This window comes from Burkholderia gladioli (genome assembly GCF_000959725.1).
Lineage (GTDB): Bacteria > Pseudomonadota > Gammaproteobacteria > Burkholderiales > Burkholderiaceae > Burkholderia > Burkholderia gladioli.
Window position 1 is genome coordinate 3,187,029 of the sequence record NZ_CP009323.1, and the last position, 11,757, is coordinate 3,198,785.

Annotated in this window: 10 protein-coding genes; 8 read left to right on the forward strand and 2 right to left on the reverse strand. The window is 68.9% G+C overall.

The window, feature by feature from the left end; all coding sequences use genetic code 11:
* The first annotated feature begins 152 nt into the window (after positions 1–152).
* The gene (locus BM43_RS31130; RefSeq protein WP_036051886.1) at positions 153–1,319 is read left to right on the forward strand and encodes a PDDEXK nuclease domain-containing protein; all 1,167 of its coding nucleotides are present in this window, start codon (positions 153–155) and stop codon (positions 1,317–1,319) included.
* Positions 1,320–1,449: 130 nt separating this feature from the next.
* Here BM43_RS31130 and BM43_RS31135 read toward each other — a convergent pair whose 3' ends face one another.
* Positions 1,450–2,646 carry an MFS transporter gene (locus BM43_RS31135; protein ID WP_036051885.1) on the reverse strand — a complete coding sequence of 399 codons (1,197 nt, stop codon included), beginning with the start codon at positions 2,644–2,646 and terminating at the stop codon, positions 1,450–1,452.
* Positions 2,647–2,758: 112 nt separating this feature from the next.
* On the opposite strand from BM43_RS31135, the gene BM43_RS31140 reads away from it, so the two are divergent.
* Together BM43_RS31140 and BM43_RS31145 are read left to right on the forward strand one after the other, a co-directional pair.
* A complete protein-coding gene (locus BM43_RS31140; protein WP_036051884.1) occupies positions 2,759–3,760 on the forward strand; it encodes an AraC family transcriptional regulator in 1,002 nt (333 codons plus the stop codon).
* Positions 3,761–4,229: 469 nt separating this feature from the next.
* Positions 4,230–5,519: an MFS transporter gene (locus BM43_RS31145; RefSeq protein ID WP_036051883.1), complete on the forward strand. Its 1,290-nt coding sequence runs from the start codon at positions 4,230–4,232 to the stop codon at positions 5,517–5,519.
* Between the two features lie 45 nt (positions 5,520–5,564).
* On the opposite strand, the gene BM43_RS31150 is transcribed toward BM43_RS31145, so the two are convergent.
* Positions 5,565–6,440, reverse strand: a complete 876-nt coding sequence (locus BM43_RS31150) for a LysR family transcriptional regulator (RefSeq protein ID WP_013697652.1) — start codon at positions 6,438–6,440, stop codon at positions 5,565–5,567.
* A gap of 130 nt (positions 6,441–6,570) precedes the next feature.
* Between BM43_RS31150 and BM43_RS31155 the strand changes: the two genes are divergently transcribed.
* From BM43_RS31155 to BM43_RS31175, 5 genes are all read left to right on the forward strand, one after another.
* A complete protein-coding gene (locus BM43_RS31155; RefSeq protein ID WP_036051882.1) occupies positions 6,571–7,695 on the forward strand; it encodes a mandelate racemase/muconate lactonizing enzyme family protein in 1,125 nt (374 codons plus the stop codon).
* 49 nt (positions 7,696–7,744) lie between these two features.
* On the forward strand, positions 7,745–9,292 hold the full coding sequence (locus BM43_RS31160) for a UxaA family hydrolase (protein ID WP_025102072.1): 1,548 nt from the start codon (positions 7,745–7,747) through the stop codon (positions 9,290–9,292).
* A 13-nt stretch (positions 9,293–9,305) separates the two neighbouring features.
* The gene (locus BM43_RS31165; protein WP_036051881.1) at positions 9,306–10,115 is read left to right on the forward strand and encodes an NAD-dependent epimerase/dehydratase family protein; all 810 of its coding nucleotides are present in this window, start codon (positions 9,306–9,308) and stop codon (positions 10,113–10,115) included.
* 66 nt (positions 10,116–10,181) lie between these two features.
* Entirely contained in the window at positions 10,182–10,967 is a 786-nt protein-coding gene (locus BM43_RS31170) for an SDR family oxidoreductase (RefSeq protein WP_036051880.1), read from the forward strand.
* Positions 10,968–11,036: 69 nt separating this feature from the next.
* Positions 11,037–11,741, forward strand: coding sequence for a ribonuclease activity regulator RraA (locus BM43_RS31175; RefSeq protein WP_013697657.1), 705 nt, complete (start codon positions 11,037–11,039; stop codon positions 11,739–11,741).
* Positions 11,742–11,757: the final 16 nt, after the last annotated feature.

Below are 11,757 nucleotides of genomic sequence, written 5' to 3' on the forward strand. Positions count from 1 at the left end.
CCAGATGGTCATGAAGCTGACAGACCACCAGACCACGGCGATGCTTATGCATTATGTTCAGGCCGAGGGCAACGCGGCGCGGGACCCAGCCGAGCGGCTGACGAGCCGGCCGCTGGCTAGCACGGGACATCCCATTCCATGGAGGCAACAGCATGACAAGGAAGGCGCGTGCGGCGGCGCGCAAGCCCGCCGCTTTGCCGTCGGGCTATGCCGGCATTCACGGCGATATCGTGGAGCTGCTTAATGGTGCGCGCCGGGCTGCGGCGCGCAGTGTCAATGCGCTGATGACGGCCAGTTATTGGGAGATCGGCCGCCGGATCGTCGAAGCCGAGCAGAAAGGCAAGCGCCGGGCCGGTTATGGCGAGCAGTTGATGGCGCGACTATCCACCGATCTGACTGCCCGCTTCGGGCGTGGGTTCAGCCCGGACAACCTGGAGAACATGCGGCGTTTCTTCCTCACATACCCCGCGGCCGCGATTCCCGAGACACCGTCTCGGAAATCCGGGAAAGGACCGCGCGCAGAAAAATCCGAGACAGCGTCTCGGAAATTCCACCTCTCCGAACTGGCCCAGGTTTTCGCACTTCCTTGGTCGGCCTATGTTCGACTGCTGTCGGTCAAGGATGACCATGCCAGGCATTTCTACGAGGTCGAGGCGTTGCGCAGTGGCTGGAGCGTGCGCCAGCTCGACCGTCAGATCGGAAGTCAGTTCTACGAACGCACGGCCTTGTCCAAGGACAAGGCAGCAATGCTGGCCAAGGCAGCCGTGGCCAGGCCCGAGGATGTCGTCGTGCCCGGCGACGCGATCAAGGACCCGTATGTGCTGGAGTTCCTCGACCTCAAGGACGAGTATTCGGAGTCTGATCTGGAAGCGGCGTTGATCCGGAGGCTGGAGGACTTCTTGCTGGAGTTGGGAGAAGGATTTTCCTTCGTAGGTCGGCAACGTCGGTTGCGCATCGATCAGACCTGGTATCGAGTGGACCTGTTGCTCTTCCACCGCAAGCTGCGCTGCCTGGTCATCGTGGACCTGAAACTGGGCAGCCTGACCCATGCCGATGTGGGACAGATGCACATGTACTGCAACTACGCCAAGGAGCATTGGGCCTATCCGGACGAGAGCCCGCCAGTGGGGTTGATCCTCTGCGCCGACAAGGGCCATGCCCTGGCGCGGTATGCGCTGGATGGCCTGCCGACCAAGATCATGGCAGCCAACTACCGGACGGTGCTGCCGAATGCAGCGTTGCTGCAAAAAGAGCTGGAGAACACACGACGCCTGCTCGAATCTCGCGGAACGCCGCCTTTCAAGAACGACAAGCCGTAGCCGAATCTCAGGGCATTCCGCCGTCTAGCCGAGCTTTTGCTCGTGTCGACCGCGCGGAACAGGGAACAGCCGAAAGGCTGCGCGCCGAATTCGGGGGGGCGGCACGGTGTGAACAGCAAACGCTCTTTTCTCAGGACTCCCCACGCACCGGCACGCCCGCCACGATGGTGGTGACGCCCACCACCAGCACCACGGCGGCGGCCACGAACACGCCGGTCGCGCCATTGGTGTCGAACACCACGCCGCCGGCCGCCGCGCCCAACGAGATGGCCAGCTGGATGGCCGCCACGATCAGGCCGCCGGCGCTCTCGGCCTCGTCGGGCACTACCCGCGTGACCCAGGTCGACCAGGCTACCGGCACGCCGCCGAAGGCCGCGCCCCACAGCGCCACCAGCACCGCGTCCAGCGCGGTGAGCTTGCCGAACAGCGCCAGCGCCGCGCCCAGCACCACCATCAGCGCCGGCATCGCGATCATCATCGGTCGCAGCCCGCGCTCGAGCGCGCGGCCCGCCACCGGCGTGAACAGGAAGTTGGCCACACCGTAGCCGAGCAGGATCGCGGACAGCGCGTTCACGCCCACCCCGGCCACGTCCTCCAGGAAGGGCCGCAGGTAGGTGAAGAAGGCGAAGTGGCCGGTAAACACCAGGGTCACCGCGAACATGCCGATGCCCACCGTCGGGCGGCGCAACACGTCGAGCAGGGTGCGCAGGCGCGTGGTGCCGCTCGGTGCCATCGAGGGCAGGGTGGCAAATTGCGCGGCCAGGGCCAGCGCGCCGATCGCGGCGGCCGCGTAGAACACGTTGCGCCAGCCGATCAGGTGACCGAAGTAGCTGCCGAGCGGCGCGGCGGCGATGGTCGCCACGGCCACCCCGCTGAAGATGATCGACAGCGCGCGCGGCACCATCGCGGCCGGCACCAGCCGCATCGCGGTGGCCGCCGACATGGTCCAGAAGCCGCCCAGCGCGATGCCGAGCAGCACGCGGCCGAGCAGGATCGCCAGGAAGGTGCCGGCCGAGGCCACCAGCAGGTTGGAGATCACCAGCAGCACCGAGAAGGCCAGCAGCACGCGGCGCCGGTCGATGCCGCGCGTGAGGACCGCGATCAGCAGGCTGGTGACCAGCGCCACCGCGGCGGTGACGGTCACCGCCTGGCCGGCGGTGCCCTCGGTGATGCCGAGGCTGGCGGCCAGCGGCGTGAGCAGGCTGGCGGGCAGGAATTCCGCGGTGACCAGCCCGAACACGCCCAGCGCCAGGGCGTAGACGGCGCTCCAGGAGGCGCGTTCGACCGGGATCACGGTCGCGGAGGAGGTCGGGGTGCCGATGTCCATGTTCTTGATGAGGCTTCCGGTTAGGGTTTACGACAGGCGCACAGATTACGGGCCGGCAGCCTGACGGTCTATGACATACAATCCGCAAAACTTGATCGTTCGTCCGGAAATCATGCCCGACCTTTCGAAATTCGACCCCGATTCCCACGATCTGGTCAGCGAACTGCTGCTGGGGATGCGCCTGAAGGGCGTGCAGTACCGCCGGATCCACGTCGCGCCGCCGTTCGGGCTGCGCTTCCAGAACCCGCCCGAGTGCGGGGTGTTCTACTTCGTGGCGCGCGGCTCGATGCTGCTGCGTGACGGGAGCGACGCGGGCGGCGGCGCGCTCATGGAACTGAAGGCCGGCGACGCGGTGCTGATGCCGCGCGGCGGCGAGCATGCGCTGCTGTCTGCGCCCGGGGTGAGCTGCACCTCGCTGGCCGATCTCGACGCGACGCGCATCTGCGAGTCGATCGCGGCGATCAACGCGATGCACGGCGGCCGGCTCGAGAAGGGCGAGATCAGCGACGACGTGCTGATCTTCTGCGGCTGCATGGAGCTGGACCTGGGCGGCATGCAGCCGCTGGTGGCCTCGATGCCCGGGATCATGCACGTGGGCACCTTGCTCGACCGCTATCCGGAGCTGCGCGCGATGCTCGACGCGATGGAGCGCGAGTCCTGCTCGGAGCGTGCCGGCTACGCGGCGGTGCTGGCGCGGCTGGCCGATGTGGTGGCCGCCTTCATCGTGCGCGGCTGGGTGGAGTGCGGCTGCGGCGACGCGGCCGGCTGGGTGCAGGCGCTGCGCGATCCGCGCCTGGGCCGCGCGCTGGTGGCCCTGCATCGCGAGCCGGGCCGCAACTGGACCGTCGCCGAGCTGGCCGCCGAGGCCGGCAATTCGCGCTCGGTGTTCGCCGAGCGTTTCCTGGCCGCCACCGGCATGACGCCGCTGCGCTACCTGACCGAGCTGCGCATGCGGCTGGCCGCGCAATGGATCGCGCGCGACCGCGAGCCGATCGAGGCGGTGTCCTACCGGCTCGGCTACGGCTCGCTGGCCGCCTTCAGCCGCGCCTTCAAGCGCACCATCGGGCAGCCGCCGGGAGCGTTGCGCGCCCAGGGCGAGGGCTTGAGCGGCTGAGGGGGCGGCTTCGGCGCGGCTTTGCCTCGCGCTTCCGTCTTGCGCTTTCGTCTTGCGCCGCTGCTTCGTGCTCCTGCCTTTCCGTCCCGCCAGCGCGACGCGCCTCGCCGCCGGCTTCCTGGCCGCATGCTGACCACCCGCTGACAAGCCGGCGACGCCCGCGCCGCGCGTGAGCGCTTGCCCAGGCGCGCGGCGCCTCGGTATTTTCCCTCGTGTTCCCGTCTCGCCCGCGGGCCGCCTCGCCCCGCAAGCCACGGCCGTCGCGGCTCGCGCGCCAAGCTCGAAAGAATTTTTATCTTTTGAATCAATCGGTGCTTGCTTTCAGCGCGCCGGCCCGGCCATCACACTCCAGACCGACACGAGCCGCACCGCTGCACCGCTGCACCGCTGCACCGCTGCACCGCCGCGCCGCGTGTCGCGCGCCCGGGCCCGCTCCGCGCCGCCACGACACAGAACCATGGAGACATCGATGAATTTCCGCAGGTATCGTTATGTGGTCGCCGGCCTGCTGTTCGCCGCCGGCGCGATCAACTACATGGACCGCGCCGCGCTCGGCATCGTCGCGCCGCTGGTCGGCAAGTCGCTGGACCTCTCGCCCTCGCAGCTCGGCATCGTGTTCAGCGTGTTCTTCGTCGGCTACTCGATCTTCTCCTTCCTCGGCGGTTACCTGTCGGACAAGTGGGGCACGCGGCGCGTGTTCACCTGGGCGATGGCCGTCTGGTCGCTGTTCTGCGCGCTGACGGCGGCTGCCACCGGCTTCGTCTCGCTGCTGGTCTACCGCGTGCTGTTCGGCATCGGCGAAGGGCCGATGAGCTCGAACACCAATCGCACCATCTCGAACTGGTTCCCGCGCCACGAGGCGGCCACCATGATCGGCTTCACCTTCTCGGGGCAGACGCTCGGCAACGCGATCGCCGGGCCGGTGATCGGGCTGGTCGCGCTGGCTTTCGGCTGGCGCATCTCCTTCGTGGTGATCGGCGTGCTCGGGCTGGTGTGGATCGCCTGCTGGCGCTGGCTGGTGACCGAGAAGCCGGCCGCCAACCGGCGCGTGGGCGACGACGAGCGGCGCCTGATCGAGGACAGCCGCGCCAGCGCCGAGGTGCGCAATGCCGAGCCGGCCGGCACCACGCTGGGCAGCTACCTGCGCAGGCCCAGCACGCTCGCGCTCGGCGCCGGGCTGTTCGCGGTCAACTACACGCAGTACGTGTTCATCTCCTGGCTGCCGAGCTACCTGACCACCGAGCGGCACCTGGACCTCAAGTCGATGAGCCTGGTCTCGTCGATCCCCTGGATTTGCGGCGCAATCGGCTATTTCGGCGGCGGCCTGGTGGGCGACTTCATCTACCGCCTGATGGACGACCCGATCCTCGCGCGCAAGCTGGTGGCCACCATCCCGCTCGCGCTGTCGGGCGTGGCGGTGCTGCTGATCACCTCGGCCAGCTCGCTGGTCACGGCCGTGGCGCTGATCGGCGCGGCGCTCCTGTTCCTGACCGGTTCCTGCCAGTCGATCTGGGCGATCCAGCACGAGATCCTGCCGCTGCACCGGCAAGGCGGGGTGGGCGGCTTCATCCACTTCCTGAGCAACCTGTCGGGCATCGTCGGGCCCGCGCTGACCGGCTTCCTGATCCAGTACTTCGGCGGCTACAGCAGCGCCTTCCTGTTCGGAGCCCTGATCGATTTCGTAGGCGCGCTGGCGATGGTGCTCTGCATCCGCAACGTGATGTCGATGCGCGTCGCGCACGCGCATTCGGTGGAGTGAGGGCAAGCGCGACGGCCCACCCGCGCTCGACCGGCCTCGCCGGTTTCAGTCGGTCGAGCGTTCGGCGGCCACGCCGAGAAAGGCCTGCACCAGCCGCACGCGTGCCGAGGAGCGGTTCCAGATCAGCCCGACCTGACGCTTCATGAATGCGTGCGGCAGCGACCACTTCGCCAGCGATAGCTCGGTCAGCGGCCGCAGGTTCCAGTCCGGCACCAGCGAGACGCCAAGCTTGCGATCGACCAGCGCGGCGATCGCCGCCAGCCCGTCGAGCTCACAGCGCTGGTTGGTATGGATGCCGTGCTGGCGCAGGTAGCTGTCGGCGAGCTGGCCGCCCACCACGTTGCGGTCGTAGCGGATAAAGGGCTCGCTGCGCAGCGTGCGATGCGGATCGGTGACGCGCATCGCCGCCGGCGTGAGCAGCACCAGCGCTTCCTCGCGGAAGGTGTGCCAGTCGCAGTTCTTGGGGATGTTGAACAGCGGATGCGCGACCAGGGCCGCGTCGAGGTCGCCGTTGACCACCTTGCGATAGAGGTCGAGCGAGGTGCCCGGCTCCAGGTAGAAATCGATGCCGGGGTGGCGCGCCAGCAGCTCGGCCAGCACGCCGGGGATGAAGGCCGTCATCATGGTGGCCATCCCGCCGAGCCTGAGCTGCCCGGCCAGCGAGGCGCTGTCGGCGAGGTCCGACTTCAGGTCGCGGATGTCGTGGAGGATCGCGCGCGAGCGTTCCAGGATCCGCTCGCCGGCCTCGGTGGTGGCCACCGTGCGGCCCGAGCGGCGCACCAGTTGCGCGCCCAGCTCCTGCTCCAGCATCTTGACCCGCTGCGCCACCGCGGCCGGCGTCAGGTCGAGGCGCCGTGCGGCTTCGGCGATCGAGCCGAGTTCGACCACATAGACGAAGCTCTGCAGGTAGCGGGAGTCCATCGATAAAAATTCTATGCTTTGAAGAAGCCAGAGGATACTTCCTTTGACTATCGGCCGCCATCACACTAACCCTCATGACATTAACCCTGATAGGCGGCCATTCCAGACCGCCTTCGACGGAGGAGACGAGATGCCGGTGATCGAATCGATCGAGGTGTGCGCGGCGGCCGTGCCGCTGGACCGCGTGACCTCATTTGCCACTCGAACCGTCGCGGTTCGCCACTATGGCCTGGTGAAGGTCCGCTCGACCGATGGCGTCGAGGGGATCGGCTTCTGCTATGTCGGCAGCGCGGCGGGGGGCCTGCTTAGCGCGGCCGTCGAGCAACTGCTCGCGCCGCTTCTGATCGGCAAGGATTCCTATGCGAGCGAGGGGCTCTGGCAGGCGATGTACAACGAGGCGCTGCTGCAGGGCCGCGCCGGCACCGTGATGCGGGCGATCAGCATCCTCGACACGGCGCTGTGGGACCTCAATGCGCGCACCCACGGTTTGCCGCTGCACAAGTACCTCGGCGCCAACCAGCTCGACACCGTGCCGGCCTACGCGAGCGGCGGCTACTACCTGGAGGGCAAGACGCCTGGCCATCTCGGCGAGGAAATGGCCGCCTATGTCGAGGCCGGGTTCCGCGCCGTGAAGATGAAGTGCGGGCGGCTCTCGCCGCGCGAGGAAGAGGCGCGGGTGCGGACCGCGCGCGAGGCGATCGGCCCCGACGTCGAGCTGATGCTCGACATCAACAACGGCTGGACCGACGTGCCCCAGGCGCTGCAGTACCTGAACCGCCTCGAGCCCTACGACCCGTACTTCGTCGAGGAGCCGTTCTCGCCCGACGACATCGACAACCACGCGCGCCTGGCCGTCGCCACGCGGATCCCGGTGGTGACCGGCGAGATCGGCTACGGACGCTGGTACCACAAGGCCCTGCTGGAGGCGGGCGCGGCCGCGATCCTGCAGACCGACGCGGCCGTGTGCGGCGGCATCAGCGAATGGCGGCGCATCGCGGCCACCGCGGCCAGCCATGGCGTGCAGATGTGCCCGCACTGGTTCCACGACCTGCACGCGCCGCTGGTGGCGGCCACGCCGAACGCGCGCTACGTGGAGTTCTTCCCCGACGACCAGGTGCTGAACTTCCGCCGTCTGGTGGATACCCAGCTCACGCAGCGCGACGGCCGCGTAATCCTGCACCAGACGCCGGGGCTCGGCTTCGGCTTCGACGAGCGCGAGGTCGCGAAATACGGGCGCTGGACGCGGATTCACTGAACCTTCGCCAAGCACGCTGCGAACCCAATCCTCGCCATCGATCCAGACCATGATTTCCACCTCGGGCAAGACCGTGGCCGGCCCCGTGATCCGGCTGCATCCCGACGACAATGTCGTCATCGCGCGGATCGACATCGGCATCGGCACGCCGCTGCCGATCGGCGACGTGGCCTGCCGCAGCCAGGTGCCGGCAGGCTACAAGATCGCCGCGCGCAGCATTCGCGAGGGCGAGCCGATCCGCAAGTACAACGTGGTGATCGGCTTCGCGGCCGGCGAGATCGCGGCCGGCACCCTGGTGCACAGCCACAACCTGACGTTTCGCGAGTTCGATCGCGACTATGCCTTCGGCGCCGACTACCGCGCCGTCGAGCCGGTGCCCGAGGCCGAGCGCGCCAGCTTCATGGGCATCGTGCGCGAGAACGGCGAGGTCGGCACGCGCAACTACATCGGCGTGCTGGCCACCGTCAATTGCTCGGCCACCGTGGCGCACCGGATCGCCGCGCACTTCACGCCGGAGCGGCTGGCCGACTACCCGAACGTGGATGGCGTGGTGGCCTTCACGCACGGCATCGGCTGCGGCATGGAGATGAGCGGCGAGCCGATGGCCCTGCTCAGGCGCACCATGGCCGGTTATGCACGCCACGCCAACCTGGCCGCGGCCGTGATCGTCGGGCTCGGTTGCGAGCGCAACCAGCTCGGCGGCCTGCTGGAGCAGGAAGGCCTGCAGCCGAACGCGCGCCTGCATACCTTCGTGATGCAGGAGAACGGCGGCACGCGCGCCACCATCGAATCGGGCATCGCGGCCGTGGCGGCGCTGCTGCCGGAGGCGAACCGTGTCGCGCGCACGGCGGTGCCGGCCAGCGAGCTGCGCGTCGGCCTGCAATGCGGCGGCTCGGACGGGTTTTCCTCGATCACGGCCAACCCGGCGCTGGGCGCCGCGGTCGACCTGCTGGCGAGGCACGGCGGCACCGCGATCCTGTCCGAGACGCCCGAGATCTACGGCGTCGAGCACACGCTCACGCGCCGCGCGGTGAGCCGCGAGGTGGGCGAGCAACTGGTGGAGCGGATCCGCTGGTGGAAGGACAGTTATTCGGTGGGCCGCGACGTGCAGATCAACGGCAAGGTCAGCCCCGGCAACCAGGTCGGCGGTCTCGCCAATATCTTCGAGAAGTCGATCGGCTCCTCGATGAAGGGCGGCACCGGCCCCTTGATGGCGGTCTATCGCTATGCCGAGCCGGTCCGCGCGCGCGGCCTGGTGTTCATGGACACGCCGGGTTTCGATCCGGTCTCGGCCACCGGGCAGATCGCCGGCGGCGCGAACCTGATCGCCTTCACCACCGGGCGCGGCTCGATGTTCGGCGCGAAACCGGTGCCCTCGCTGAAGCTGGCCACCAATACGCCGATGTACCGGCGGCTGCAGGAGGACATGGACCTCAATTGCGGCGGCATCCTCGACGGCACGGCCACCATCGAGAGCTGCGCGCGCGAGATCTTCGACGCGCTGCTGGCGACCGCCTCCGGGCAGCGCACGCGCAGCGAGACCCTGGGCCTGGGCGACCACGAGTTCGTGCCCTGGCAGATCGGCATCATGAGCTGAGAGGAACGGGAACATGAGCAAGGTATTGATCACGGGCGCGGCGGGGCAGATCGGCCGCGTGCTGCGCGAGGGACTGCGCGGAGCCTATCCGCTGCTGCGGCTGGCCGATATCGCCGTGCAGCAGCCGGCGCGCGAGGGCGAGCAGGTCGTCACGGTCGACATCAACGATCCCGATGCGCTGCTGCGCGCGATGGACGGCATCGACTGCGTGGTGCACCTGGCGGGCATTCCCGACGAGGATAGCTGGGAGCGGATCCGCCGCATGAACATCGAGGGCTGCTACAACGTGTTCGAGGCGGCGCGGCTGGCCGGCGTGAAGCGCGTGATCTTCGCGAGCTCGAACCACGCGGTGGGTTTCCATCGGCGCGATCGCATGATCGACGACCAGGTCCAGCCGCGGCCCGACAGCCGCTACGGCGTGTCCAAGGTGTTCGGCGAGGCGCTCGGGCGCCTCTATGCCGACAAGCACGGGCTCTCGGTGGCCTGCCTGCGGATCGGCTCGTTCCGCCCCGACGACCGGCCCAGCGCGCCGCGCCATCTCTACACCTGGATCAGCCATCGCGACACGGTGCAACTGGTGCGCCGCGCGATCGACCATCCGGATTATCACTTCGTGGTCGTGTATGGCGTGTCGGACAACGCGCGCAACCGCTGGGACAACGCCAATGCGCGCTGGCTCGGCTACCGGCCCGAGGACGATGCCGAGCGCCACGCGGCCGGGATTCTCGCCGGCTCGGCCGCCGAGGACGAACTCGAGGCGCTGTTCCATGGCGGCTTCGGCTGCCGCGTCGAGTACACGGGCGATCCCGACCGGGTCGATTGAGCCGGCGGCGCGGCAGGCATCTTTGTTATCCACCACATGGCCCGAGGGCCGGGAGAACGCAAGCACATGGATCTGGGTTTGAACACGAAGACCGCGCTCGTGATGGGCGGCGGCGGCGGCCTCGGCCGCGCGATCGCGACGGCGCTGGCCGGGGAAGGCGCCAGGCTGGTGCTGGCCGATCTCGACGAGGCGGCCTTGCAGGCATCGAAGCAGGCGGTCGAGGCGATGGGCGCCGAGGTGCTCGCGCTGCACTGGGACCTGTCCGACCTGGCCTCGATCGAGCGCCACGTGGCGGCGATCGAGGCGCGCTTCGGCGGCGTCGACGTGCTCGTCAACAATACCGGCGGCCCGCCGCCGACGCCGGCCTCGGGCCAGCCGAGCGATGCCTGGCGCAAGTATTTCGAGTCGATGGTGCTGTCGGTGATCGCGATCACCGATCGGGTGCTGCCCGGCATGCGCGAGCGCCGCTGGGGCCGCGTGATCACCAGCGCCTCCTCGGGCGTGATCGCGCCGATCCCGAACCTCGGCATGTCCAATGCGCTGCGCGCCTCGCTGCTGGGCTGGTCGAAGACGCTGGCGCGCGAGGTCGCGCGCGACGGCATCACGGCCAATATCGTGGTGCCGGGGCGCATCGCCACCGACCGGATCCGCTTCCTCGACGAGGCCAAGGCGCGCCGCGAAGGGCGGCCGGTGGAGCAGGTGAGCGCCGAGAGCACCGCCTCGATTCCGCTGGGCCGCTACGGCGAGCCGGCCGAGTACGCCGACGTCGTCACCTTCCTGGCCAGCACGCGCGCGGCCTATGTGACGGGCTCGGTGGTGCGCATCGACGGCGGCCTGGTCGCCAGCATCTGAGTCCCGATTCCCGATCGAACCCGGGGCCGCGCGTCGCGAGACGGCGCGGCCTCGCTGCAAGGAGCTGCCATGGCAGACGAGCAAGGCATCATCGACACGCTGTCGTCCGTGACGACCGCCACCCTCACCACCCTGTTGCTGAAGAAGGGCCTGCGCAATGTCTGGATCCGCGGCGCGCAGCCCTTGCGCGAGGGCCAGCCGCGCCTGGTCGGCCGTGCCTTCACGCTGCGTTTCGTGCCGGCGCGCGAGGATCTCGCCACGCCGGAATCCTGGTCCTCGCCGCGCTCGACGCGCGCGGCGATCGAGGCCATGCCGGGCGGCTGCATCGCGGTGGTCGACGCGATGGGGATCCGCGACGCCGGCATTTTCGGCGACATCCTTTGTCAGCGCATGCAGCAGCGCGGCGTGGCCGCGCTGATCACCGACGGCGTGGTGCGCGACGTGGCCGGCGTGCTCGACACGCAACTGCCGGTGTGGTGCAGCGGCGTGGCGGCGCCGCCCTCGGTGGCGGGCCTAACCTTCGTGAACTGGCAGGAGCCGATCGGTTGCGGCGGCGTGGCCGTGTTCCCGAACGACCTGATCGTCGTCGATGCCGACGGCGCGGTAGTTATCCCGGCCGCGCTGGTCGACGAGATCACGGCGGCCGCGGTGGAGCAGGAGCGGCTGGAAGGCTGGATCATCGAGCAGGTGCGCAACGGCGCCTCGCTGCCGGGGCTTTATCCGCCCAACGAGGAGAACAAGGCGCGCTACGAGGCTTACAAGCGCGGCCTGTGAGCCCGCGCCGGCCCGC